This is a genomic window from Bacillus sp. M5A3_1b, assembly GCF_053345335.1.
The window spans coordinates 305,122-331,304 of the sequence record NZ_JBKEZY010000006.1 but is presented as its reverse complement, the minus strand read 5'-3'; the positions used below and the strand labels follow the sequence as shown (position 1 = coordinate 331,304).

The 26,183-nt window shown below is 32.0% G+C and carries 25 protein-coding genes, 3 pseudogenes and 1 other annotated feature; of the genes and pseudogenes, 21 read left to right on the top strand and 7 right to left on the bottom strand.

From position 1 onward, the window contains the following. Window positions 1-16: 16 nt before the first annotated feature. Window positions 17-955 carry a DMT family transporter gene (locus tag ACLBWW_RS19085; protein WP_048547045.1) on the bottom strand — a complete coding sequence of 313 codons (939 nt, stop codon included), beginning with the start codon at window positions 953-955 and terminating at the stop codon, window positions 17-19. Between the two features lie 127 nt (window positions 956-1,082). Here ACLBWW_RS19085 and ACLBWW_RS19080 point away from each other — a divergent pair, with 127 nt between their 5' ends. From ACLBWW_RS19080 to ACLBWW_RS19060, 5 genes and pseudogenes are all read left to right on the top strand, one after another. Then, window positions 1,083-2,474, top strand: coding sequence for an aminotransferase-like domain-containing protein (locus tag ACLBWW_RS19080; protein ID WP_048547047.1), 1,392 nt, complete (start codon window positions 1,083-1,085; stop codon window positions 2,472-2,474). A 91-nt stretch (window positions 2,475-2,565) separates the two neighbouring features. Next, window positions 2,566-2,876, top strand: a pseudogene (locus ACLBWW_RS19075) (helix-turn-helix domain-containing protein); the annotation flags it as partial. 63 nt (window positions 2,877-2,939) lie between these two features. Beyond that, window positions 2,940-3,902 (top strand): helix-turn-helix transcriptional regulator, encoded by a 963-nt coding sequence (locus tag ACLBWW_RS19070; RefSeq protein ID WP_048547049.1) that lies wholly within the window; start codon window positions 2,940-2,942, stop codon window positions 3,900-3,902. Between the two features lie 74 nt (window positions 3,903-3,976). After that, complete coding sequence (locus tag ACLBWW_RS19065) at window positions 3,977-4,609, top strand: type 1 glutamine amidotransferase family protein (RefSeq protein ID WP_048547050.1); 633 nt, start codon at window positions 3,977-3,979, stop codon at window positions 4,607-4,609. 368 nt (window positions 4,610-4,977) lie between these two features. Further along, window positions 4,978-5,181, top strand: a complete 204-nt coding sequence (locus tag ACLBWW_RS19060) for a hypothetical protein (RefSeq protein ID WP_048547052.1) — start codon at window positions 4,978-4,980, stop codon at window positions 5,179-5,181. A 27-nt stretch (window positions 5,182-5,208) separates the two neighbouring features. On the opposite strand, the pseudogene ACLBWW_RS19055 reads toward ACLBWW_RS19060, so the two are convergent. Next, window positions 5,209-5,451: pseudogene (locus ACLBWW_RS19055) on the bottom strand (hypothetical protein). Window positions 5,452-5,561: 110 nt separating this feature from the next. Between ACLBWW_RS19055 and ACLBWW_RS19050 the strand changes: the two are divergent. The 5 genes and pseudogenes from ACLBWW_RS19050 (at window position 5,562) to ACLBWW_RS19030 (ending at window position 8,954) form a co-directional block, all read left to right on the top strand. Then, window positions 5,562-6,488 (top strand): alcohol dehydrogenase catalytic domain-containing protein, encoded by a 927-nt coding sequence (locus ACLBWW_RS19050; RefSeq protein ID WP_048547054.1) that lies wholly within the window; start codon window positions 5,562-5,564, stop codon window positions 6,486-6,488. A 217-nt stretch (window positions 6,489-6,705) separates the two neighbouring features. Further along, window positions 6,706-6,873 (top strand): hypothetical protein, encoded by a 168-nt coding sequence (locus tag ACLBWW_RS19045; protein WP_048547055.1) that lies wholly within the window; start codon window positions 6,706-6,708, stop codon window positions 6,871-6,873. A gap of 214 nt (window positions 6,874-7,087) precedes the next feature. After that, entirely contained in the window at window positions 7,088-7,585 is a 498-nt protein-coding gene (locus ACLBWW_RS19040; RefSeq protein WP_048547056.1) for a DUF421 domain-containing protein, read from the top strand. Window positions 7,586-7,823: 238 nt separating this feature from the next. Then, complete coding sequence (locus ACLBWW_RS19035; protein ID WP_098641855.1) at window positions 7,824-8,453, top strand: class I SAM-dependent methyltransferase; 630 nt, start codon at window positions 7,824-7,826, stop codon at window positions 8,451-8,453. A gap of 218 nt (window positions 8,454-8,671) precedes the next feature. Then, window positions 8,672-8,954 (top strand): annotated as a pseudogene (locus ACLBWW_RS19030) (hypothetical protein). A gap of 116 nt (window positions 8,955-9,070) precedes the next feature. Here ACLBWW_RS19030 and ACLBWW_RS19025 read toward each other — a convergent pair. After that, window positions 9,071-9,481 (bottom strand): hypothetical protein, encoded by a 411-nt coding sequence (locus ACLBWW_RS19025; protein WP_001013790.1) that lies wholly within the window; start codon window positions 9,479-9,481, stop codon window positions 9,071-9,073. A 506-nt stretch (window positions 9,482-9,987) separates the two neighbouring features. On the opposite strand from ACLBWW_RS19025, the gene ACLBWW_RS19020 reads away from it, so the two are divergent. Continuing rightward, complete coding sequence (locus tag ACLBWW_RS19020) at window positions 9,988-10,500, top strand: hypothetical protein (RefSeq protein WP_000197227.1); 513 nt, start codon at window positions 9,988-9,990, stop codon at window positions 10,498-10,500. A 439-nt stretch (window positions 10,501-10,939) separates the two neighbouring features. Further along, window positions 10,940-12,433: a UDP-N-acetylmuramoyl-L-alanyl-D-glutamate--2,6-diaminopimelate ligase gene (locus tag ACLBWW_RS19015; RefSeq protein WP_098633813.1), complete on the top strand. Its 1,494-nt coding sequence runs from the start codon at window positions 10,940-10,942 to the stop codon at window positions 12,431-12,433. Window positions 12,434-12,573: 140 nt separating this feature from the next. Here the strand turns inward: ACLBWW_RS19015 and ACLBWW_RS19010 are convergent, their stop codons facing one another. Next, complete coding sequence (locus tag ACLBWW_RS19010; protein ID WP_098630512.1) at window positions 12,574-13,275, bottom strand: class I SAM-dependent methyltransferase; 702 nt, start codon at window positions 13,273-13,275, stop codon at window positions 12,574-12,576. A gap of 230 nt (window positions 13,276-13,505) precedes the next feature. Between ACLBWW_RS19010 and ACLBWW_RS19005 the strand changes: the two genes are divergently transcribed. After that, on the top strand, window positions 13,506-13,676 hold the full coding sequence (locus ACLBWW_RS19005; RefSeq protein ID WP_000551050.1) for a DUF2197 domain-containing protein: 171 nt from the start codon (window positions 13,506-13,508) through the stop codon (window positions 13,674-13,676). A gap of 66 nt (window positions 13,677-13,742) precedes the next feature. Beyond that, window positions 13,743-13,999 (top strand) — a binding site (T-box leader). 83 nt (window positions 14,000-14,082) lie between these two features. Then, window positions 14,083-15,636: a lysine--tRNA ligase gene (gene lysS, locus ACLBWW_RS19000; protein ID WP_048547069.1), complete on the top strand. Its 1,554-nt coding sequence runs from the start codon at window positions 14,083-14,085 to the stop codon at window positions 15,634-15,636. A gap of 60 nt (window positions 15,637-15,696) precedes the next feature. Here the strand turns inward: lysS and ACLBWW_RS18995 are convergent, their stop codons facing one another. Then, a complete protein-coding gene (locus ACLBWW_RS18995) occupies window positions 15,697-16,125 on the bottom strand; it encodes a cell wall hydrolase (RefSeq protein ID WP_048547071.1) in 429 nt (142 codons plus the stop codon). Between the two features lie 141 nt (window positions 16,126-16,266). Between ACLBWW_RS18995 and ACLBWW_RS18990 the strand changes: the two genes are divergently transcribed. The 3 genes from ACLBWW_RS18990 to ACLBWW_RS18980 all read left to right on the top strand — a co-directional run bounded on the left by ACLBWW_RS18990 (window position 16,267) and on the right by ACLBWW_RS18980 (window position 18,923). Then, entirely contained in the window at window positions 16,267-17,109 is an 843-nt protein-coding gene (locus tag ACLBWW_RS18990) for an acetamidase/formamidase family protein (RefSeq protein WP_098633811.1), read from the top strand. A gap of 126 nt (window positions 17,110-17,235) precedes the next feature. After that, complete coding sequence (locus tag ACLBWW_RS18985; RefSeq protein WP_098077243.1) at window positions 17,236-17,943, top strand: response regulator transcription factor; 708 nt, start codon at window positions 17,236-17,238, stop codon at window positions 17,941-17,943. Further along, window positions 17,940-18,923 (top strand): sensor histidine kinase, encoded by a 984-nt coding sequence (locus tag ACLBWW_RS18980; RefSeq protein ID WP_098077246.1) that lies wholly within the window; start codon window positions 17,940-17,942, stop codon window positions 18,921-18,923. Before ACLBWW_RS18985 ends, ACLBWW_RS18980 begins: the two co-directional genes overlap by 4 nt. A gap of 460 nt (window positions 18,924-19,383) precedes the next feature. On the opposite strand, the gene ACLBWW_RS18975 is transcribed toward ACLBWW_RS18980, so the two are convergent. Beyond that, window positions 19,384-20,010: a DUF6518 family protein gene (locus ACLBWW_RS18975; protein WP_098077249.1), complete on the bottom strand. Its 627-nt coding sequence runs from the start codon at window positions 20,008-20,010 to the stop codon at window positions 19,384-19,386. A 368-nt stretch (window positions 20,011-20,378) separates the two neighbouring features. Between ACLBWW_RS18975 and ACLBWW_RS18970 the strand changes: the two genes are divergently transcribed. Next, window positions 20,379-21,278 (top strand): LysR family transcriptional regulator, encoded by a 900-nt coding sequence (locus ACLBWW_RS18970; protein ID WP_098077252.1) that lies wholly within the window; start codon window positions 20,379-20,381, stop codon window positions 21,276-21,278. Between the two features lie 72 nt (window positions 21,279-21,350). Here the strand turns inward: ACLBWW_RS18970 and ACLBWW_RS18965 are convergent, their stop codons facing one another. Next, window positions 21,351-22,340, bottom strand: a complete 990-nt coding sequence (locus tag ACLBWW_RS18965) for an aldo/keto reductase family protein (RefSeq protein ID WP_048547080.1) — start codon at window positions 22,338-22,340, stop codon at window positions 21,351-21,353. 500 nt (window positions 22,341-22,840) lie between these two features. Between ACLBWW_RS18965 and abc-f the strand changes: the two genes are divergently transcribed. From abc-f to ACLBWW_RS18950, 3 genes are all read left to right on the top strand, one after another. Further along, window positions 22,841-24,469, top strand: a complete 1,629-nt coding sequence (abc-f, locus tag ACLBWW_RS18960; protein ID WP_048547868.1) for a ribosomal protection-like ABC-F family protein — start codon at window positions 22,841-22,843, stop codon at window positions 24,467-24,469. Window positions 24,470-24,489: 20 nt separating this feature from the next. After that, window positions 24,490-25,083, top strand: coding sequence for a GNAT family N-acetyltransferase (locus ACLBWW_RS18955; protein ID WP_048547082.1), 594 nt, complete (start codon window positions 24,490-24,492; stop codon window positions 25,081-25,083). A gap of 375 nt (window positions 25,084-25,458) precedes the next feature. Then, window positions 25,459-25,959 (top strand): DUF3267 domain-containing protein, encoded by a 501-nt coding sequence (locus tag ACLBWW_RS18950; protein WP_048547085.1) that lies wholly within the window; start codon window positions 25,459-25,461, stop codon window positions 25,957-25,959. The last annotated feature ends 224 nt before the right edge of the window (window positions 25,960-26,183 follow it).

Below are 26,183 nucleotides of genomic sequence, written 5' to 3'. Positions count from 1 at the left end.
AAATATCCCTCACTTTTTATTTATTCATGGAGATATTCTTCTTTTGCATTGCAATTCCTTTTTTACCCCAAAAATTTGTGCCTATTATACCAAGAATAATCATTATTGTACCAATGATATGAAAATAAGAAATTTGCTCGTGTAAAAAAATAACGCCAGCGATAATTGTAATAAGTGTAGATAAATTACTAAAAACACTTATTTTAGCTGCTTCAATATAAGATAAGGAATAGTTTAATAGCAATGCCGTTAGCAAGGAAGATAGTAACCCTAAATATAAAATGGAGATAAGAAATGTTCCATTCGTAAACGGTTTAAAGTATACCATTATTGTACCTTTATTTATATGGCTGGCGATCGCGATTGAATTAAAGCTAATAAAGCCGATTACTGTCATTGTGTAAGTTAAATCCATTAGTTTGAATTTCTTCGTCATTTTTCTAGCTAACACATTATAGAAAGCAGATGATAATGCCGATAGCAAAATAAGAATAATACCTATGAAACTAGTTTCATGAGTCCCTATACCATTCATGATAAATATATAAATGACACCGATGACAGAAATGAGTACAGATATTTTTTGCCATGTATTTGTATATTCTTTTAAAAAATAGGAAGCTAACATCATCGTAAATATAGGAATCGCCGCTTGTATAATTCCGGCTTCGGATGAACTTGTATACACTAAGCCAAATGCTTGGAAAGCAAAAAATAGTGCTGGATAAAATATTGCAAGTGGTAATAGGGCAAGTATATTTTTGAATGACATATTTAACTTTACGAAACCGAAAACAATGGGAATGCTTGCAGCTACGAAAGCAACTGTAAAACGATGAGCAAGTGTATCAAGGGGGCTCGTAACGGTTAATGCTAATTTCACAAACATAAAGGAGAATCCAATAATAAATGAATAGAGTAAAGCTGATAAATATGCCTTTGTTGTAAGTTTCATAATTTCACCTCATAGTAATTGATTTCTTACTGGCCAGTATACGTACATAGTAATCTTTATGATCTAGTGCTACAATGTGAATAATCACAAACTGTACCGGTACAAATTAAATGTTGAGGTGGTAATGATGTATAAGTATTTACATGTTTTCAACGACTTAGAAAGTATGATTCAAAATGGGGAGATAAAAGAAGGAAAGAAACTACCGTCTATTCGGACACTAGTTACGCAATATGAGTGTAATAAGGCAACAGTTATACGAGCGCTACATGAATTAGAAAAGCGTCATATTATTTATTCCGTCCCTCAAAGTGGATACTACGTTGTTCGAAAATCAGGGGCGGTTATAGAAAATAACGAGATAATTGATTTTGCTTCCTCAGCACCAGATCCAGATGTTTTCCCATATTTAGATTTTCAGCATTGTATTAATAAGGCCATTGATACGTATAAAAATGACTTGTTCGTATACGGAACGCCGAAAGGTTTACCGTCTTTAATTCCGGTCATTCAAAAACAATTAGCAAACTATCAAGTCTTCACTAAAGAAGAAAATATTTTTATTACGTCAGGTGTACAGCAAGCGCTAGCGATACTAACTTCTATACCATTTCCAAATGAAAATGAAACGATATTAATTGAACAACCAACATATCATCTATATATTGAATATCTAGAAATAAACAAAATTCCTGTGACCGGTATTAAACGTACGAATAAAGGTATTGACTTAAATGAATTGGAACGTATTTTTCGAACAGGTAAAATAAAATTTTTTTATACAATACCAAGATATCATCATCCACTTGGAACGTCTTATTCTAAAGAGGAGAAAGAAAAAATCGTGCTACTGGCTAAAAAATATAATGTATTTATAGTGGAAGATGATTATTTAGCAGATTTAGAAACGGATTCAAAAGCAGATCCGTTATATAGCTTGGATCATGGTAATCATGTAATATATTTAAAAAGTTATTCGAAGATTATTTTTCCAGGTTTACGAGTTGGTGTAGCAGTAATTCCACCGGTTATTGCGGATGCTTTCCATACATATAAAAAGATTTTAGATATTGATAGCCCAATGATATCTCAAGCTGCTTTAGAAATTTATATAAAGAGTGGCATGTTTGAACGTCATAAAAATAAAATTAAATCGTCCTATCACGATAGATCTAAAAAACTAGCAGAAACATTAGAAAGAATGCATAATGAAAATCAGCTTTTTACATATACAAAGCAAAACACAATTGGAATCCACACTTGTTTAGAATTACATAAAACTAGTATTTCAGAAATACTTTTACAAAGACTAGGTGAAATGCAAATAAGCATTGATACGATTGATAAAAATTATGTGAGAGGTTTTCCGAAAGAAAGACTATTAAAGTTAAACGTATCGAATGTGAAGGAAGATAGGATTGAAGAAGGAATTCGTAAAGTAATGGAGGAAATCAAACAAGTGGAACGTATAACCTTTCAATTTAAAAAAGAAAAAAATGAATTAGGAAGTTTGTTGTGAGTCGCAAAATAATTCTCTTGTTTGTGTGTATCGCTATAATAATTGAGGATATTGTTGAAACTGCATATTATAATAAAGATGATAATTATAATCCTTAAAAGATACATGGGTAGATTTATCAGAAGATAATCCCTACAGCCAATTCTTAATTACGGGGTTATAGCGGGTGTAAAGCAATTAGAACGTGATCTGATCCGTAGGCGGAAACATAAAGGGATTGAACTGAATAAGAAAGAAGGAAAATTTAAAGGTTGGTTAAAGAAATATCATAAAAATCATGCAGGAATGAATTATGCAGTAAAGCTTTATGAAGAGGTAGATATGAATGTAAATCACATTTGTGAAATTACAAATGTGTCTAGGGCCTCATTATGTAGAAAGCTATCGGAAAGGAACAGTTGATGAGTTATACTAAAAATCAGAAATATATAATAAGGGATAAATTCCATAGAGAGGTGGAATTACATGCCTAAAATTGATAATATGTTAGCGATTCTATGGATGCTTCGCTCAGGTAAAAAAATTACTGCAAAACAAATTTCAGAAAAGTTAGAGATGAATATAAGGACTGTGTATCGCTATATTGATACAATTTCAACAAGTGGTGTACCTATAATTTCAGAACCAGGACATAACGGTGGATACACTTTATTGAACAATTTTATTGAGGCTCCTCTTTTCTTTGATTTTGAGGAGCAAACTTCACTATTTCACGCTGCTGTTTTTGCAGAAGAAGCCGGATATTATGGAGGTGAAGCATTAAATAGGGCCATTTCAAAACTAAGTAAATACTCAAATCAAGAGCAGGAAGCAAAGATAAACCGACATTTAAGTAGTCTAGAAGTAATAAGTCGATTTAGTTCATCCTCTATGGAACATTTTTTGAAGGAGTTGGAGCAGGCCGTAACTGATGGGTATTCAGTAAAAATTCTTTATTATAAAAGTGGGAAAAAGCAATTAAATTATAGATTGGTCGATCCGTACAGAATTATCTATTGGAATAATAAGTGGTATGTAATTGGATTTTGTCATCTTAGGAATGATATCCGTAGTTTTAGAGTAGATCGAATTGAAAATTTAATACTAACCGAAAATAAGTTTAACCGGCCAGAAAATTTTTCAGCACGTGACTTTTTTATAAAAAACCTTCTTCCAACTATAGAAGAAAAGGAAGGGATTATTTCTTTGGTTATTAGTGGGGATAAAAGTGTATTGGCTGATATTTGCCAACATTGGTTTTTAGGACATTATTTACAAGTGCGGACTTCAAATAAAGCAGTTTTTCTTCTTGAAAAAGATATGATACATACATATGTACCTTATTTACTTTTACCGTATAATAAATCTATTAAAGTTATTGAGCCAATAAGTCTTAAGAAAAGACTTATTGAAGTTCTGTCGGAATTAATAAAATTTCATGAAGTATGATAACTTCCCTGACGTTAACTGTCAGGGAAGTTATATTATAATATCCATATCAATTGTGATTGGAGTGATATGGGATGCAAACAAAAAAAGTTTTTCTATATGTATTTAATACAATGTCGGACTGGGAATATGGATATTTAATTACCGAACTAAATTCAGGAAGATATTTTAAAAAAGATTTAGTACCTTTAAAAGTAATTACAGTAGGAGCTAATAAAGAAATGATTACTACTATGGGGGGATTGAGCATAAAACCAGATATTTCCCTTGATGAATGTACTTTTGAGAGTAAAGATCTTTTAATTTTACCAGGAGGGACTACTTGGAGTGAAGAGATTCATCAACCTATCTTGGAAAGAGTTGGCCAAGCTTTAAAGTTTGGTACTATTGTCGCTGCAATTTGTGGTGCAACTGAGGCCCTTGCAAATATGGGATACTTAGATACTAGAAAGCATACAAGTAATAATTTAGAATACACTAAAATGGTATGTCCTAACTATAAAGGAGAAAAGTTCTACGAGTTGGGATCTGCGGTATCTGATGCGAATTTAGTTACTGCATCAGGAATAGCTCCTCTTGAATTTGCGATGGAAGTACTGAAAAAATTAGATGTATTTGCACCAGATACATTACATGCATGGTATAACCTAAATAAGACTCATAAACCTGAATACTTCTTCGAGTTAATGAATTCATTAAATAGCTGAGCTGAAAAATCAACTTAGCAGATTTATATTTATTTAAAAAATAACCATGCTCTAGACAATGTCAAAGCATGGTTATTGAATATAACTTAAAAATGGTTATAAAGTAATGAAAATTCCTTAACGTTGTATATTCGTATTTTCCTGATGTTACCTCTATAAAAGGAAATATGATAACAATCATATACCGGAAGTGATAGAACTGAGTTATAAAAAGTAGAAGAAAAGTGTTACGTTAATACTTTTTAGAGCACTCAATTATTGAGTGCTCTTTTTGTTTAGGACATAATTGTTTTAAATGGAAATAAACTACCAATAAATGATATCCTTAAAGTATAGCATTTACTTTGAATAGGAGGGTAATCGAGTCTATGGGGGTACGTATAGTCGATGATTTACAACAATTATCGTTGTTACTTATGTTCTTTAGTACATTTATATTTTACAGATACTTAAAAAAGGTAAGACGAGAGAGAAAATTAAATGGTTTTGAATGGACAATGTATTTTGTCACTCAATTTGCGACATTAATTTGGGCAGTCACTTATTTTATTAAACACTTAGCTGAATCCTAATTTCTATTCATTTCATCTAGCTTCCTGTTATCTATTAGGGATATAAATATAGTCCGTATATAAATCAATGACAACATCGCTCGTGATGACTTCTTGTAGTAATTTTGGAATTTTTTCATAATGGTACTATACACAAAATAAGCTTAGAAGATCTTCATTAGATATCTCTTCATTTTTTACATGTAAATAAATTGTTCTTAATTCGTTTAGAGAATAGTTACGGCCAATAACATACTCATTCATTCTGTATCCATCAAATTCAATTATCATGTTATTACTGTTAGATGCTAGCCAACGTTATAGCTTGAATTTTAGATGAATCTATTATACATTGTTTAAAATCTAGTGAGAATATATTTTTATAAAATGTGAGGTCATAGATGGAACAAAATAAATTAGTTTTAGAAGGACCAAAACGTCTTAAGTGGGAAACATGTAAAATTAAGTCCATGCAGGATGAGGAAATTATCGTTAAAACAATTGCAGGTGCAATAAGTATTGGAGCAGAGTTACCACAGTATAAAGAATCGGATGGTTCAGATACAAATCCTATTTATCCAAGAAAAATTGGATATGAAAGTTATGGTGAAGTTATTCAAGTTGGTAATAAGGTAACAAATTTAAACGTAGGTGATAAAGTAGTCTCTTTTTATGGACATGAAACGGTAGGAATAGTTAAGGGAGATAAAGTAATTCGAGTGCCTAGTTATATAAAATCTAAAGTTGCTTTATTATCTATTCTTTCGTGTGATGCTGCTAAAGGTGTATTGAAACTAAATCCGCAAAAGGATGCAAAGGTACTTATAACTGGAATGGGAGTGATTGGTTTACTCACGTGTTATTTTTTAAAATACTATGTAGGTGTAGAGCAAGTGGATGTTGTTGAACCTAATAAAAATAGAAGAGAATTTGCAAAGAAGTTTGGTGCGAAAAATCTCTTTGATTTGGAAGAGAAAGTTATAAATACGTATAATTACGGTTTAGAATGTTCTGCTACAAATAGAGGGTTTCACACATTGCAAAAGGCTATTAATAGTAATGGGGCGATATGTATTCTTTCTGATGGTAATATAGAAGACCTAACATTAACCGCTGACTTTTATCGAAAAGAATTGCAAATCATTGGTTCAAGTGATGGATATGATTACCAAAAACATGCAGATTGGTTTTTTAGTCAAATAGAACAGACGCCATGGATAGAAGAGATTTTTCAACATGAAATTCATTATACTGCACTTAAAAAATGTTTTGAGGAATTAAGTGAAGGAATAATTACTCCTTTAAAAGTATTTGTCTCATATAAATAAAATGACCATGTACTTATCACGTAGCTCACTTATATTTCGTCACTAATATGATAACAAAACGAGGAGTAGAATGTACGGGGATTTTTAATAGGTACAACGGGTTGTGTAAACAGGGAAGGGGTTTTGCTTTTTCATTATGTACAAATAGTATATTATCTTTCTCAATGTACATATTAAGTAAGGTATTTAATATCATGTACATAAAAGGCGGGGTAATATGGATGAAAATAAGAAAAATGAAGAATTGATTAAATTTAAGAAACAATGGTTTAATGAAGATAATCAACCAGTAGCTGGTATAGAGTTAGCTTTACCGCCTGATATAGGTAGCATGTTAGACTCGAAATCAGTTGATGATAAAAGTGGAGAAAGTAATAATGAATAAGTTTAATCTATACGCATCCATTTGGGTGCTTTTGTTTTTTTTGACATTAGAAGATGGATCATCAAATCCTTATTGAAAAAAGGTTGGGCTAAATAGATCCATTTTCTATATATGTAAGTTTTAATTTTCACAAAAAAGTTTAATTAAAGTTCATTTAGAATGCTATATGAAATGGGAATGCTAATAACATTTACCATTAAAGGATTGGGCAATTATGCATATTATTGTTGAAAGCATTATTTTAATTCTCACTGGGATTCTTGCATTAAAAATGACAGGCAGTAAATCCGTTAGCCAAATGACAAGAGCTGAAATCATTATAGTAGTATCAATTGCGCGTATTATTGTAGAGCCTGTATTAAGTAGGAAAGTAGTCCCATCTATATTTGCAGCTGTAATATTTGCAAGCGTACTTCTTATCATTCATTTCTTTGAACTGAAATCAAGGAAGGCGGAACAATTTCTAAATGGCAGTAGCTTTGTAATTGTTGAAAACGGAGAGATTATTAAAGCGAACTTGATGAAGGCAAAAATGTCTGAACAACAACTTTATATGCAATTAAGAGAAAAAGGAATACATGATTTAAAGAGTTTGCAGCAAGTTACAGCTGAGCCGAATGGGCGTATTGGTTATCAATTAATAGAGAAAGCTCAACCGATAACTTTAGAAATGTTAGAAAAAATATTAGATCAGTACAATACAAAAAGGTAATTTCTCTTGAGAAAAGCTAATACCACAAGGGAAGTATTGGCTTTTTTGTTTTTCTAGAAAAGCATAATGGTTAATAAAAAAGAGTGGATTTTACACCAATCTTTAAATTAGATATAGGCTTATTAATATGCTATATTCAATGGACCTATAGTGACTGTGGTGAAAAAAGCAGCGTTACAATGAATAGGTCTTTCATGTGATATTAAACATGAGATAAAAATAAGGAGATAGAAATATAATGGAATTTTGGGAATCAAGCTTTATTGAGAAACAAACGATGTGGGGATTTGAACCTACAGAATCTGCACTTTTGACAAAAGATTTTTTTGTGGAAAAGAGCGTTAAAGACATATTAGTTCCGGGTATTGGCTATGGGAGAAACGCAAAGGTATTTATCGAAAATAGTATAAATGTAACAGGTATTGAAATTTCGAAAACGGCGATCGATTTAGCAAGAGAAAATGGACTAGAAGATGTTAGTATGTATCACGGTTCAGTAAGCGAAATGCCTTTTGATAATAAACTGTATGATGGGATATTTAGTCATGCACTTCTTCATTTGTTGAATGAGCAGGAAAGAGAGAAATTTATTAAAGATTGTTATAATCAGTTAAAACCTGATGGATATATGGTTTTTACAACTGTATCTAAAAAAGCTCCAATGTATGGAAAAGGAAGACAGTTGGATAAAGATTATTATGAGATAATGGAAGGTATAAAAATGTACTTCTATGATTCTGAATCTATAAAACAAGATTTTAATAAATATGGACTAGTACAAGTTTCGGAAATTGATGAACCAAATAAGAATGTAGAAAATAAACCTTCAATTAATTTCTTAATGATAAAATGTAGAAAAGGCCTGTAAAAAATTAGTATATATTAATTGTATATTATGTATAAATAATAAAACACACAAGAAATTATGAATGAATTAGAAGTCTTAATAGCGATAGGTCTAGAGAAACAAGATTAGATAGCGCTTAAAATATGGGGAAATACAGTGATAAAATGAGAAACAAAATGTGTTTGATATTTTTTGTGGAGTTTTAATGTCAGAAAAAGAAGAAATGGAGAAAATAAAATATGATTTTAGGAATTTCATATTTTGATATTTTTCGTACCATAATTATTGTATTGTTTTTTTTCATTTTCTGGAGATTGAATACTTGGTATAATAAGAAATATAATGTTCCTAAGGTTTTTCAATGGCTTCCTAGAAGATGGGGGGAAAAGAAAAGTTTCAGAGCATTTGTCTCAATTAGATAAAAAGTTAGAAGCTGAAGGTAAAGGTATTTGGGTTACAATCTATGCTATAGATTTGTACATTGTAACTATTCCTTGTACCGTAAAAAAATATAAATTTTAATACATATATATTTATAGAAGGGACCGTTTCTTTTAAAAGATACAGTCCCTTCTATAAATTTGTCAATGTAATTAAGTGATGCGTAAGAACTCGTATCGTTATCCCAAAGTATCGCCTTATATACGTTTAATGAGTTTTATCCCCTCAACAAAGAAAAGCACTAAGTGTATAGTGTTCATTACAAACCATAACATGAGCTTTGAGTTCTTCACAGTTTTCAACTGACTTGATTTTGTATTAGACAATTCTATCTTTAAAGACATTAATATAATAGTATTAGACATAAAACCTAACAATATAAATCCGAATAAAGGTAAGTTTGTAATAGCGCCTATTACCATAATTGCTATGTATACTATAGTTAGCTTTTTAATATACTGTTTATCTTCTTTTAATTTATCTATATTTTTGGTTTTGAACCAGTTTCTTACTATTCTTACAAAAATAATAGTTTGAAATACTAGTACAATTATACTAACAAAGAGAAGGAACAAAGTTCTTAAATTATTTTCCATTAAACCGTTCATTTCGTATGTACCCCTTTTATTTATGTTTATAGTATGAAAATGTAATTTTCAAAGAACCTGCATGTGATTAGTAACGGTACTCGTTCTCTATTTTCATGTTACTCTATCCTTGTTAATTATGGAAAAGGACAAATCTAAGCATTTAACTGTTAGTATGGTATACCCTTTATATATTTTAGGTTAATTTTGATTGTTTGCATATAATTTTATATTGGAATAAGTAATACGTCAAAATGTTTTGTGAAAATTTCGACTATTGATTGCTTGTACAAAAGAAAAAGATTAGTAGGTGGTCATATCGTAATGGGCGAGGTATACCTTATCTGTTGTCTGCTTAAAATGAAGTTTAACCATGTTGAAAATATGATTTTCATTTTGTATTTCTAGAAACAATAATGTGGTTAATTATGGTGAAATTTAAAATGGAGGAAAAACGTTAGACCACTAGAGTGAATATATTCAAAGCCATATCATGTGTAGTGTTTAATATAATTAGGGGGAACTACATGACAAGAAAACAGATAATCATTACCTTATTTTCAATTACAGCATTCATACTAATTTTAGTATCACTTGGTGTTTTTGAGGAAGAACTAAAAGAAACAGATTATAGTGAAGTTGTACAATTCATGGAAGATATGAAAAACAAAGAAGAAGTTGAGATTGATGTAGTTACTTACTATTCAGGTAAGGCCTCTTTAGAGAATAGTGTACTCAAACAACCAAATGGTTGGATTATTTATCGTTTAAAAGCTCGTTATGATAAAGTAACAAATCAAAGTTGGATAGATGTGACGCCTGATCTTAGCCGTTTTAAGAATGTGGAGAAAATTTCTGGGGATCTCATTACCTCGCACCAACAATGCGGCTATATTAATCATAATACAGACGAGAATAAAGGAAAAGTAGGATACATGTTAACAGAATGCTTCCATAAGTGGGAATACGATGTGAAGCCATCAGGGTTTGAAGGATATAGGATTAATTACACAGTATTACCGATTTTAGGTTTAAAATAAATTTAGTATTTGTTTTATCAATTTGTTAATCAATTAGCTGATACTGTAGCTGAACAAGTAATGTATGATATTAAATTTATATTTTAATAATAGTTTTGGCTTATCTTTTTTAGGCTATTTGCAATGAGTTGAATAACCTTTATTCTAAAATAGTAATTAAGGAAATTATTTAGTGTTAATATAAATTCTTATATATTGATTATGCACAAATAAAAAGGACAAGCATATAATAGAAATACCTATTAACTTTAAGTAACCTTAACTTTCGTTAATAGGGTATCTCAAAATCCCCAAAAAGAGCACTTGCGGAAACAAGTGCTCTTTTATTTTTTGTTTATTGAAGATGATTAAATTTCGTCCGACTAATATGGAATTTTAAACCATTATTTTATATAAAGTGGTAAAATAAGTAGGGGGAATTTGTAAGGGGGCGAGGGATTTGAAACTAAAAGAGCTGGCGGATTTGTTTTTGATTAAAGAAACCATTGGAGATATGAATGTAGAAATTACGGGATTAGAAATGGATTCTAGAAAAATAACTAGTGGAAATTTATTTATATGTGTATCAGGTATCGATGGTTTTCTTGAAGATCGACATCAATTTGTTGAAAATGCAGTAAAAAATGGCGCTGTGGCGTTAATTGTAGAAAGAGATGTAAATATTGAAATACCTAAAATAATTGTTAATGATGCACGATACGCTATGGCAGTTATTGCGTCACATTTCTATGGTTACCCGTCTAATAAAATGAAGCTAATTGGAATTACAGGAACAAATGGTAAAACAACCACTTCCTATTTACTTGAAAAAATTTTAACTGATTATGGATTTCAAACAGGGCTTATGGGGAATAACGGAGTGAAAGTTGGTTCGAAATGGTATCCTACTGATATTAATACACAAGAACCTCCAACGCTTCAACGGAATTTGCAAATGATGAAAAATCAAAATGTAGATTATTGTGTTATGGAAGTTACTTCACAAGGGTTACATATGGAGAGAGTTAAAGGATGTAACTTTAAAACTGCTGTTTTCACAAATTTAACGCAAGATCATTTGGATTATCACGGAACATTTCAGGAATATAAGCACGTAAAAGGTCTTCTTTTTTCAAGATTAGGAAATGATTTTTCTACTATAGATCAAAAAATTGCTATTTTGAATGCAGATGATCCATCGGTAGAATACTTTAAAAAAGTTACTTCTGCTGAAGTGATCACATATGGGATACATAATGGAGCAGATGTTCAAGCGAAGAGCATAACTTTAAGTTCAAAAGGAATTCAGTTTTTAGTTTCTTCCTTTAATGGAGAAATAGAAATCAATCTAAATCTAGTAGGCCGCTTTAATGTCTATAATGCATTAGCAGCAATAACAGCTGCATTGGTTGAAGGTATTCCGCTTACAAACATTAGTGACAGCTTATATAACTTAAAGAGCATTGAAGGTAGAATGGAAATTATAGACGAAAACCAAGATTTCCTTGTAATAGTGGACTACGCTCATACACCGGATGCGTTAGAAAATGTCCTCTCTACAATTAGCGAGTTTTCAAAAGGTAAAATCATTACTGTTTTCGGTTGCGGTGGAGATAGAGACGCGAAAAAACGATCTATAATGGGTGGAATTGCTGGAAGTTATAGTGATTTTGTTTTTATTACTTCTGACAATCCACGTTCGGAAGACCCGAAGGCAATAATTAAAGATATTGAAAAAGGATTTTCACAGAATAATAATTTGAATTATAAAATAGAAGTAGATCGTGAACTAGCTATAAATCATGCAATACACATGGCATCTACTAATGATATTGTTTTGATTGCAGGGAAGGGGCATGAAACGTATCAAATTTTAAAAGATTCAACTATTCATTTTGATGATAAAGAAAAAGCTCGACAAGCAATTATTAATAAAATGAATGAATTCAATTAATAGCTAAATAGTATTTCTAATAAAAATAATGTTTTAAATGAAGTTAAAACTAATAACGAAGCAATTTTCCAAGGATTTATAATTGAAAGGTAAGGGTGTTTCTATGAATATAGGAGGAAAAAACCTTACCTTTTATAGTTTTATTTATTAAAAACAAATGTTATAGCATTTGTTTTTAATAAAATGTGTCTTTCGTTTCGGACTATATCATAAGCTAATTCTTTTATTTCAACTTTCATTTCCTTCCAGTCTTCATAAATATTTTTTAATAGATATATCATTTTATCAGTAGGAAGGTTAATTTCAACTAAAGCATCTAATTCTTCATTTGTATGTAAGTCGATTTCTTGTATGTTCGAGTTAATAATTAAACAATTGATACCACCAATCTTTGTACCTTTTTTCATAGAATGGAGCACGTTTTTTAAATCTTCTTCTGATTGAACATGCTCTAAACTTGATACTGCAATGATGTAATCATAAGTGTTAGGGGCAATATAGTAGTTTTCAATAGCTGCTTGTTCTGTTTTTATAACTTCAAATACATCATGTTCTTTGCTATAAGTTTGTAATTTTGTTAAAGCGGAATCCAGTAAGTCCACACAAGTAACAGTGCCGCTACCATTTTTTATTTTTTGTGCAAGTGGAATACTATTTCTTCCAACGCCAGAGCCCAGGTCAAGTACTTGTAAGTTAGTTTGTCCTTCAAAGTAATCCATTAAGTCCATAACGGTTTTAACCGGTTTGTAAAGCCAAGAGCCGGTTTCAAATAGTTTATATTCTTCATAGCAAAGGTCATGATATTTCTTTTCTTCGTTTCTTATGTAATCGATACGGTTCATATAGTTTCAGCTCCAATATTTTCATTCTAACATGGTCTTTCAGCTAAACTTGCTTTCGCATATAAAACTAATTCTATATTACTAATCAAGATTTTCACCTCGCTTTATAAGATATTTATATAATTCGATAAGAATAGAGGTAAACCTTTAGTCAGAGGATATTAAGATTTGTACTATAGAAAACTGATTTTCTTAAGTGATTAAAAAAATGTATAAACATGGAGAGGAAAATGCATATGATGTTTTATGAAATTGTTTGCTTTTCTTGCAAAAATGTATTTCGTGTTTACGAAGGTAGTGAAAAATATAAACGATTTAAAGAGAAACCGAAAGGAACATATTGTTGCGATGAGTGTAGCCACAAAATTCAATTAGAAGCGATAAAGCATTTATTTAGATAGCTTATATATCCGGAAAAGTTTGACAATAAAAGCATTATAAATTATCATATGAAAAAACTAATATATAAAGTGGCATGGAAGAGAAGAGTAGTTAAGAAAGGTTACGTACAGAGAGCTCTGGTTGCTGAGAATGAGCGGTATAAATCTTAATGAAAAAAGACTTGGAGCTGCGCAAGGAACTAATTTGTTTAGGGATGGTGCGACGGGTTCTCCCGTTATAGAGATAGGGTATACGCAAATTTTGCCGTACCTGAAGAGGTTAATATGGCGACATATTAACAAACTGAGGTGGTACCGCGAAGTTAACAACTCTCGTCCTCAAGATGAATAATCTTGGGGGTGGGAGTTTTTTTATTGCATAAAACTGAAAGTGTGAAAACAAAAAATCAATTGAGGTGAATAATATATGCATTGGGCGTATGAAGTAGCACATGAATTAATAAGGAAACATCCAAACAAAGAAACTTTTGTTTGTGCATCTGGAATCAGTCCATCTGGTTCTGTTCATATCGGGAACTTTCGCGAAATAATAACGACTTATTTCGTTGTAAGAGCACTTCAAGATTTAGGGAAAAAGACTTGTTTTATATTTTCATGGGATGATTATGATAGGTTTAGAAAAGTCCCTAAAAATATTGATCTATCTTTTGCAAAATATATTGGTATGCCATACTGTGATATTCCAGATCCATATGGCTGTCATAATTCGTATGCAGAGCATTTTGAAAAAGAGTTTGAGAAATCGCTTCAAGTATTTGGGATTGAAGTGGAATTCATATACCAACATGCTGAATATAGAAGCGGAAGGTATAACAAAAACATATTAGAGGCTTTATATAAAAGAAAAGAAATATATGATATTTTAATGAGTTTTAAAACTGGAGAGTGTAGTGAAGAAGAGCGAGAGAGCTTTTATCCGGTTACGTTATATTGTGAGAGATGCGGGAAAGATGCAACAACGATTACACATTTTGATGAAGTATTAAAAATAGTACGGTATGAATGTGAATGCGGAAATCAAAATGAGTTATCGGTATTAAATACATATAAAATGAAATTGAATTGGAAAATCGATTGGCCGATGAGGTGGATGATAGAGGATGTTATTTTTGAACCGGGTGGAAGAGATCATTCATCAGAAACGGGTAGTTATAATGTATCAAAGGAAATTGCGATGGAAATATTCAATCGTGAAGCTCCTCATTATGTTTCTTATGATTTCATTGGCATTAAAGGGAATCATAAAAAAATGTCTAGTTCCTCAGGGAATAGTATTACACCTAGCGAGCTGTTAAAAGTGTATTTGCCTGAAGTGATTCTTTTTATGTTTGCTAAATATAGACCAAACGCAGCTTTTCATATCGGCCTTGATGAAGATGTGATTCGCAATTATACAGAGTATGAACGATTAAAAGATAGTTATGAAAATAAAACGCTCAAAAATGAAGGTTTATTTGATGCAATTAAACTCTCTAAAGTTGATAGCGGGTTTAAAGAGTACCCAAAGTTTAATCAGGTTGCTGGAACGTTACCGCTATTAAATTTTGATTCATCTATTTTACAAGGTATGTTAGAAAATACAGATAGGAGTTATGCATTAGATGCTATGATAGCGATATGTAACCGTGCAGAGTATTGGATAAGAAACTTTCAATCTGAAAAATTAATTGCGGTAAATCTAGAGAGAAATACAGAGTTTTACAACACATTAGATGAAAGACAGAAAAAATGGCTAGTAGAAGTTTGCAATATACTTCGTTCTAACAAAGATTACTCTAACTTAATGGAACAATTGTATTCGATTTGTCATCATGAAAATAAAAAAATAATGAAAGAAAATCAAAAACAATTATTTATTATTATATATAGGCTCATAATAAATCAGTCTAGCGGCCCACGTATACCGTTATTAATACATGTAGTAGGCATTGAAAAATTCATCACATTATTAGATTTCTAAAAAATAAAGGAAACGCAAGTACTCAGAGATCTAAGCTAAGTACTTGCGTTTCATATTTTGCTACCGTGAATACATTTTCGGACATTCATCACCACGTGGTTCATAAAAACAATGACTTTTAAACTGTCCTACAAACGGCTGATTATACCATTCAGGTGGACAAGCACCAACTGGACGGAAATACCAAAGAGCCCAACGTGCTGGCCAGCGCCATTCACCTTGTAAAACTTTTCTAGCGATATCTTTTTCTGATTCACGAGCGCGTTGATAAAAATATCCGTATTGCACTGCTTCAAATCCGCCAGGGCTTTGATATACTGCATCACGTACAGATCGAAGTTGTTTAAAATCTAAGCAATCACAAAATACACGATTTACTACTACGCAGCCAACAAGTTGTTCACCTTGTCGACCTTCTCCTTCAGCTTCAGCACGAATTAAACGAGCTAGCAAATCAACATCGCTTTCGTTATATGGAATAAGGGGCATAGTGCTACCACCTTTCTTTACCTGTTATAGTAAAGAGTGTATGTATGAAAATAAGCTAGGTGCTTTTCTATATGTAAATTTATTAATTTTTCAGAGGAGCTTTTGTGAAAAAAGCTAATTAGTAATTGTAGACTAATATAAATGGGGAGACGTCTTGTATTTGAAACATATGATTGCTTTGAAAATCAAATTGATTCTGAAGATGTTCCGTTTCAAGAATTAGATTGGAGCCGAATTAATCCGGCGACTGGACCTGTATATATTAAAGGTGCAGAACCTGGTGATATATTAGTTGTAACAATTGAAAAGATAAAAATTGCAGAGCAAGGCGTGTTAACTACAGGTGCAAATCTTGGTGTAATGGGTGAAGAGCTAAATGAAAATACAGTGAAAATTGTCCCGATACATAATGAACATGTTTTATTTTCAAATGAACTGCAAGTCCCGATTAATCCAATGATTGGTGTAATTGGTACTGCGCCGAAAGAAGAGAGCATTTCATGTGGCACACCGCATGATCACGGCGGGAATATGGATTGTAAAGAGATAAAAGAAGGGACAACATTATTATTACCTGTAAATGTTCCTGGTGCTCTATTAGCGTTAGGCGATTTACACGCAGCGATGGGTGATGGTGAAATTGGTGTTAGTGGAGTAGAGGTTGCTGGTGAGGTGACGGTAACTGTTCAGATTATAAAAGGAAAGAAATGGCCACTACCGATGGCGATCCAAAAAGAAAAACTTATGACGATTGCTTCAGAGAAATTGTTAGATGATGCAGCGAATCGCGCTGTACGTAATATGGTGACATTTTTACATAAGGAATTAGAAATGTCTAAAGCAGACGCAACGCTTTTATTATCAGCTGCAGGCGATTTAAAAGTATGCCAAGTTGTGGACCCGCTGAAGACTGCTCGAATGGAACTAGGTATGAATTATGCGGAGAAGCTAGGTTTTAATTTGAGTGAATTTCATATTAAATAAGAATGATAGAAGAAGGATGCTGTTGTATAAAAGTATCCTTTTTTAATTTACGGATGATATAAAAACAGGTAGTATTTATTTTATATAATTGAATATAAGATTGTGGATCGAAAAAGGAGTAAACATATGGTTAAAATTATGATTGTAGAAGACGATATGAAAATTGCAGAACTATTATCAACACATGTCGCGAAATACGGGTATGAAGGAATTATTGTATCGGATTTCCAAAATGTATTAAACATTTTTTTAGAAGAACAACCAGAGTTAGTTTTATTAGATATTAATTTACCAAGTTTTGATGGGTACTATTGGTGTCGTCAAATTCGCGGAGTTTCTACATGTCCGATACTATTTATTTCAGCCCGTGAAGGTACGATGGATCAAGTTATGGCATTAGAAAACGGTGGCGATGATTTCATTTCTAAGCCATTCCATTACGAAGTTGTAATGGCTAAAATTCGTAGTCATTTAAGGCGTGCTTACGGAGATTATGCACCGAAAGTAGAAGAACGTATGGTTGAACAACAAGGTCTTTGTTTATATCCTGAAAGGCTTGTATTGAAGCTTAAGAATCAAGAAATTGATGTAACGAGAAATGAAGCTATTTTATTAGAAATGTTAATGAAAAATTATCCGCGTGTTGTGGGTAGAGAAGTGTTGTTGAATAAATTATGGGATAGCGAATCTTATGTTGATGATAATACTTTAAGCGTAAATACAACTCGTGTGCGAAAAAAGTTAAAAACGTTACAGATTGAAGATGCGATTGAAACGATTCGTAGTGTCGGTTATAGATTACATATTACTTGGGATACTGGTATGGAGAAATGATAAAATTATTTATTCGTGATCATATACCACTTATTTGTTTTACAGCAATCCAATTACTAGCCATATTTCTTGTATATTGGTTTGATGGGCATAACCATATTGCAACGGCATTATATGCAATGTTTTTAGGTGCCTTTTTTATGGTAGGCTATTTAGTATTTCGTTACTTTACTCATCGTACTTTCTATGAACGATTAGCAAACCCGATGCAATCTTTAGATGAATCTGTTCAAAAATCTGATTTTGCAGCTGTGTCGACTGCTCTTCAAGAACTTCTTGAGATGCAATATCGCCATTATCAAAATCAGCTTCAGATGCAAGAGAGAAAAAATAATGATCATTTAACCTTTATGAATCAGTGGATTCATCAAATGAAAACACCTGTATCTGTAATAGAATTAATCACACAAGATGAAGTTGATCCTCGTTTTGAAAGTATAAATGAGGAAGCAGATAGGCTGAAAAAGGGGTTAGAGATGGCTCTGTATGTCGCGCGTTTAGAAGCATTTACACAAGATTTTTATGTGGAAAGAGTGCAACTACATAAAATAGTAAATGATTCCGTACATGAACATAAACGCTTCTTTATCCGGAATTTTGTATATCCAGAGCTTAAAATTGATAAGGACATTAGTGTAGAAAGTGATGCGAAATGGTTACAATTTTTAATTGGACAAATACTATCGAATGCGATTAAATATTCATCAGGTAGTAGAGAAAAGATTAAAGTGAAAGCTTGTAAGGAAGGTAATACAGTTATACTTGAAATTGCCGATAATGGCGTAGGGATACCGAAGCAAGATTTACCAAGAGTGTTTAAACCTTTCTTTACAGGAGAAAATGGCAGAGATTTTAAAGAATCAACTGGAATGGGGCTATATCTTGTATATGAAATTACGAAACAATTAGGACATAGTGTAGAAATCCATTCAGAAGTTGGTAAAGGTACCGTTGTACGAATTAAATTTTTTAATGTGTAAATAAGTGATCTAGGCTAAAGAACTGTGGAGATAAGTTTTTTAGCCTTATTTTATCCCGCTTTAATGGGCAGTAAGACCCCCACTTCAAAATTCAGCGAAAGCAAAGAAGTTAGGTGGGGGTCGGGCTGCCCATAAAAGTCCGATTGGTTCAACTAATAATCAGTGGGGGATGAAGAAAACCCCCATTGATTAAAGTTTCACTTTATAGCGATTACATGAGATGGTAAAAGGTCATCTTAGTATGTATAATGACACGCTAATAAATATGATTTTTAAATTAGAAGGGTTTAATAAAAAGCTGATAAATAGTTTTTGTAAGAAAAAAGCCATCTCTTTGAAAGAGACAGCTTCATGAATCCATCCTATGAATAAGTGTATCAACATTAATAAGTATAATGTTTGAATTCGTGATATGTATTATGGGATTATAATAGAATGAGTCTTTTGTTTTTTCATGATATTAAGCAAACAAACTTAATAATGTATATCCAATTAATCCTAAAATAGTGATAGGAACCATCATTAAGAAAGAAGAAATTCGATTAGCATTAGAGCGTTCTAATACAAGAATCAAGATAATGCCGACTATCACTTCGGTATATCCAACAGGTAACATGTGACTATAGTCTTCAAAATTTAAAAGAATGTGAAGTCCATCCGTTACAAAAACTCCACTAATTAGCGCGCTTCCGAATTTATGAAGTGGATTCGTAGTATCTTTCCATAGAAAACCTGCAGTTCCAAAGATAGTTCCTCCTATACATGCACACACAATCCATACAGATATAAAATAAATAGAGTGAGCTACATTTTTAATAACTATTGCATAACCATAGTAGCCTAATACCATACCGAGTAGTGCAAGGGTGCCAGAAAGTATAGCTGTACGCTTAGAATAACTAAAGCTAGCCACAAAAAAGGATGGAACTAACCAAACGCTTCCTAGATTGGCTAATGAATTCCAATGTCCTGGAAGTATACCTTGCCCTAATTTAGTTAGTATACCAACAATTATCCCTACTATAATCGGGATGAGAAAACTTCTTACAAACATATTAAACTTTGTAATTTTTAATGTACTGTCCATAAATTCAATCCTTACATTAATATTTTCTGTAAAGATATAATAGCTTATTACAGGTAGATAATCAATAAAAATTTATCGAAAAACAATAAGTGGTTATTGGATAACGAATAACATTTTGTTATTTATAATTGGATGAATAAAATATCAAGTACTCGTTACTCAATCAAATGGTAAATCAAATAATACATGCAAGTAATGAAATTGCCCAAAACATGTAATTCAACTTAGTATAAATCTCTCGTATTTTCATGAAATGATTTATGATAAAAAAGAAACGCAAAGGGATTGATATAGTTTCCTCCTGTTTTTATTTATAATTTATTAGAAGGAGGGATTTTTTACTAGTTGTGAATGTTAGGGGGATTGTAATGGATATTCGAAAAATAAAATATTTTATAACGGTGGCAGAAGAATTAAACTTTAGCCGTGCAGCAGAACGTCTAATGATGGCACAACCTCCTTTAAGCCAAGAAATTCGTAAATTAGAAGATGAATTAGGGGTCCAACTTTTTCATCGAACAAAAAGAGTGGTTGAGCTTACCGATGCTGGGAAAATATTTTTAGAAGGGTCTCGGCAAACGTTACTTCAAGTAGAAAGAACTATTAAAGAAACACAGCTTGCGGATGAAGGAAAGATTGGACATTTAATCATCGGTTTTGTCGATTCTACAGAAACGGTTATAAACATATTAAAAACATTTCGAGAACGCTTTCCTAAAATTCAGCTTATATTACGCGAGATGACAACAGACCAGCAAATAAAAGCACTCTATGAAAAACAAATTCACATTGGATTTATTCGTTCTAAGCAGAATAATGAAATATTGTCTTCCGAAGTTTGTTCTAAAGAACGTTTAAAATTGGTTTTACATGAAAATCACGCATTAGTTTCGTTACCTAATATTTCTATTAAAGAACTAGTAGATGAACCATTTGTTTTATTTCCTCGTCATTTCGGTACTAACTTTTATGATTTAATTATTAGTTACTTTTGGGAACAAGGAGTAAGTTTAAATATTGTTCAAGAAGCAATTCAAATGCAGACGATTGTTAATTTAGTTGCAGCAGGAATGGGGATTTCTGTCGTTCCATCATCGGTGGAGAGTTATAAAAAATCGGGAGTCATATATAAAGATATTCAGGAACATACACCGGAAATAAACTTATACGCTGGATGGAGGCAGGATGAAAAGTCTGTCGTGCTCGAGAACTTCTTATCAGTTGTTAGAGAGATTTATACGACTTCACAATTTGAATTTGAAAAGTAAAGGCCCATCTTGATTGGATGGGCAGTAGTGATTTGGGAAAGGTACTATATTTATTGTTAAGTCACTGACGATTTAACCTGTTTTACTTGGGTCATACTCAATGAAACCTTTTAATACACTATCAATTTGACCCATAATTTCAGGTGACAATGTAACGCTAGAAGCAATTACATTTTCTCTTATTTGCTCCGGATCTGAAGCGCCAATAATTGCAGAGGAAACAGCTGGATTTTGTAGTACCCAAGCAACTGCGAGTTGAGATAAGGTAAGATTATTTTCAATTGCAATAGGATTAAGTTTCTGTATAGCAGTAAGTACATTATCACTCATCCAACGTTGTACGAGTTTATTGAAAAATGGTTTTCCTGCATCTGAATTAGCACGTGAGTGGGCAGGGATTGGTTTACCTGGTTGATATTTTCCAGTGAGAATACCTTGTGCGAGGGGAGACCAAACAATTTGGCCAAGTCCTTCACGTTGGCATGTTGGAATCACATCAGTTTCTATAACTCGCCACAACATCGAATATTGAGGTTGGCTAGCGATAAGAGGGATTTTCAATTCTCGTGCAAGTGCTGCACCGCGTGTGATTTGTTCCGATTTCCATTCACTTACGCCTAAATAAAGGACTTTTCCTTGTCTTACAAGATCTGAGAAAGCTAACATTGTTTCTTCAAGAGGTGTTGTTGTATCGAATCGATGTGCATAATAGACATCAATGTAGTCTGTATGTAGCCGTTGTAACGATGCATTACAATTTTCTATAATATGTTTTCGTGATAAACCTCGATCATTTTTTCCAGGTCCGGTCGGATGACATACTTTTGTACAAAGTTCTATACTTTCTCGGCGTGTTCCTTTCAAAGAGCGACCAAGTACTTCCTCGGCAATAGTGTCCGAATAAACATCTGCAGTATCGAACGTTGTAATACCAACATCTAATGCGGCTTTCACACATTCATTTGCGGTATCTTCATTTACTTTTCCGCCATGGTTTATCCAGTTCCCGTATGCAATCTTGCTTACTGTTAATCCACTGTTTCCTAGTTTGCTAAATTCCATTGGAGAATCCCTCCTTAAAAATGATAACTTTATTATAAGAACTGAAATGTAGTCTGTATAATATAAAATTAATCATACAGTTATATAAAAATTATATAAGAGGGCGTGCTTAGAAGGGAATTATTAGGGGAATCTTAAAATAAAGGTATGGTTGTTCAATTTGAAGTTAAGAAATGATAAATAGACCTAGAAGAAAGCAATCATAATAATAGCACATATAATTGCATTTACTCATACAGTACTATCATGGTACAATATGGTTACTAACGACGGAAAGGAATGATGGGTGGACGATGATTAACTAATCTTATTTTTAAATGTTGAAATTCAATAAATTTCAATTTATAAAAAATAGGATTAGTCTGCCCAATTTCCATACAACGGTATTGCTATTTATGTTACGCAATAGCTTATTTGGGTATAAATATTTTAACGACTAATCCTGCCAAATTTATTTGGGAGGATTTTTTTATTCTCCCTTAATGAAAGGGATCGGTATTATGAAAGAACTATTAAAATTAAATGATGTTTATGTTGAAATAAAGGAAAACACTTTGTTAGAGAAAATGAATGTGACAGTAAGACAAGGGGATGTTATCGGGTTAATTGGTAAAAACGGGGCTGGTAAATCAACGTTACTTCAATTAATAGATGGGAAAATTGAACCATCAAAAGGTACTGTTGAATGGATGCAAATGAATATGACAACAGCATATGTTGAACAAGAAAAAGAATCATTTGTTAGTAAGGATATAATTGCAAAAGAAGCGGAACTCCTTGCAAAATGGGGCGTGCCAACGAACGATTTTCTAACTTTAAGTGGTGGTGAAAAGCTAAAAGTTCGATTAGCAAAAGGATTTGCTGAAAATCCTAATGTATTAATATTAGACGAACCGACAAATCATTTAGATGAGATGAGTACGGAATTTCTCATTAAACAAATAAAAAATATGAAAGGTACAGTTATCGTCGTATCGCATGACCGATACTTTTTAGATGTTGTCGCAACTAGAATATGGTCAATTGAGGATAAGAAATTAATTGACCATAGCGGGAATTATACGAGTTATATGAAAGCACGTGAGCATAAAAGAATGACGCAGCAGCGTGAATATGAAAAACAACAAAAGAAGATAGAACAAGTAGAAACTCATATAAAAGAATTAAGTTCATGGTCACAAAAGGCACATGCGCAGTCTACAAAACAAGAAGGAGTGAAAGAATTTTATCGTGTAAAGGCGAAGCGAATGGACGCGCAAGTTAAATCGAAACGAAAACGCCTTGAAAAAGAGCTGGAAAAAACGAAAATAGAAAGTGTGAAAGAAGAGTATTCAGTTGAATTTTCTATTCAAGCGAGTAAAAAAGTAGGAAAACGTTTCTTAGAAGTAAAACAATTGCGGAAAGAATTTAATAAACGAACATTATTTGAAAACGTTAATTTTACAATTCAGCATGGTGAGAAGGTTGCGATTATTGGACCAAATGGTAGCGGGAAAACAACTTTACTGAAGATGATTATGGGAACAGAAACTGTTGAAGGAGAAGTATGGATTTCACCTTCAGCAAATATCGGCTATTTAACACAAGAAGTATTTGATTTACCACTTGATAAAACACCAGAAGATTTATTTTATAAAGAGACATTTGAAGAAAGAGGAAAAGTCCAAAATTTAATGAAACATTTAGGATTTGAATCTTCCCAATGGAAAGAGCCGATTCGACATATGAGTATGGGTGAACGAGTAAAGTGTAAGCTAATGGCTTATATTTTAGATGAAAAAGATGTACTTATTTTAGATGAACCGACGAATCATCTTGATCTTCCTTCACGTGAACAGCTTGAAAATACATTAGCTGAGTATAATGGAACACTCGTTATCGTTTCTCACGATCGATATTTTCTGGAGAAAACAACTAACACAAAACTCGTGTTTGTAAACAATACGATACAAAAGCAACTTGAAGAACCTACGAAAACAAGGGATGAAATTGAAGAGCTACGTTTAACGTTAGAAACAGAAAGACAAGAAGTATTAGGGAAATTAAGCTTTTTAACTTCTAAAGACAAAGAATATAAAGAACTAGATGAACGGTTTATGGAACTTACGAAGCAGATTAAAGCGCTTTAAAGTAAGGAAGGGGGATTAAGATGGGAGAAGAGAGGTTGACTAAGTTATTTAGAATAGATTGTGGTGATATATACCTACGAGAGTATACGGTCAAAGATGCAGAGAGTATTTATAAAATATCAAATCAACCAGAAATAGAAAAGTTTTTACCAGACTGGAAATCAACGAAAGAACAAAGAGTTAATTGGGTTACAAATGATGAAATACCAGAAAACAAAGCGTTTCTTCATGCTGCTAGAACTAGGAATAACATAGATGATCACATATTAAGGCTAGGAATATTTAAGAAAACCACAAATGAATTTATTGGATGGTGCTGCACAGGCATGAAAGATGAACTCCCTGCACCGAACAGAGAAATTATGTATGCTGTTTCAAGTGAATATCATAATAATGGTTATGCAACGAAAGCGACTAAAGGCTTAATCGGCTATTTGTTTGAAAATACAAATGTGGATGTCCTTAACGCAATTGCATTAATTAGTAACGTACCGTCAAATAAAGTTATTGAAAAATGCGAGTTTGCTTATTTGAGTCAACAGACGATAGAAAACCAAATTTATAATCATTATGTATTGAGTAAATCCGAATGGATAAAAAATAGTGCTCTTTAAAAGGAGCGAAAATGAAATGAAATCATAAAAAAGCTTAGAGCTAAAACTCTAAGCTTTTTTACATTTTGTGCTTTTCACCAAAAACAGATGTATCAAGTTGTACAAGCAAGAACCATGTTATAAAAAACATATTCGAAAAGGAATTTGGGAAATTTTGTCGAATGTATTCATCTGTGAAAACACTAAATTTTCACTCGAATTATTCTGTAAATGAATTACTTTAAGCTTTAATAAAAGCATAAAGGGAAAAAAGAGTTTGTAACTAAAATTAACGGTAAAGTTTTAGTGGATTACATTTTTTAAAGTATGAAATAGTTTAAAAGAGGGGGGAGAAAGCGTATTATAATTTGGTTTCGTAACTTACCACAAATAAGTATGGATTTATCAGAATGGAATCCTTTTATACAGAATAATTGGCATAGGAAACATTATATGAAGTTTGTATATGTACTTCAAATCATTATTTTTCTAATTCCGAATTATTTTGGAGCAAGTTTCACTGATCTTAATATATTTTATCTAATCATCATAAGCATTTTGGTCTTCATCATTCATGAATGTCTACATATTATTGTTATAAATAATAAAGGTGATATTAGCTTAACCCGTAGTGGACTATTTTTTTGGCTAAATACGAATGCAATTCTATCCAAAGCGAGATTTTGGATCTTTATGAGTTTACCTATTATTGTACTATCGGTCATTCCAGCCATTATATCATCTTTTGTATCAGGCAATATTAAATCAATCTTATTATTTGTATGTTGGATAAATGCAATAATTTCTGCTTCAGATATATACAATTCTTTGTTAATTGCGATTAAACCGAAGCACTCAATTTTTTGTAGAGGGTATTATAAAGTGAAAGAGAATTAAAATGGTGAGTCAAATACATTTCAATTAAAGGCGTAAGTTAAAAATATAACTTTGGGAAGGAAAAGACCGATAAAGTAATCGGTCTTTTCTTTTTCGTATAATAAAGATAGGATATTGTATTTCCTACCACTATACAATTATTATAAGATAGTTATGCGTTAATTTTAATTTGTAAATAGTGTTATTATCAGTTTTTTTAGAAATCTTACAAGCGTGTAAGATAA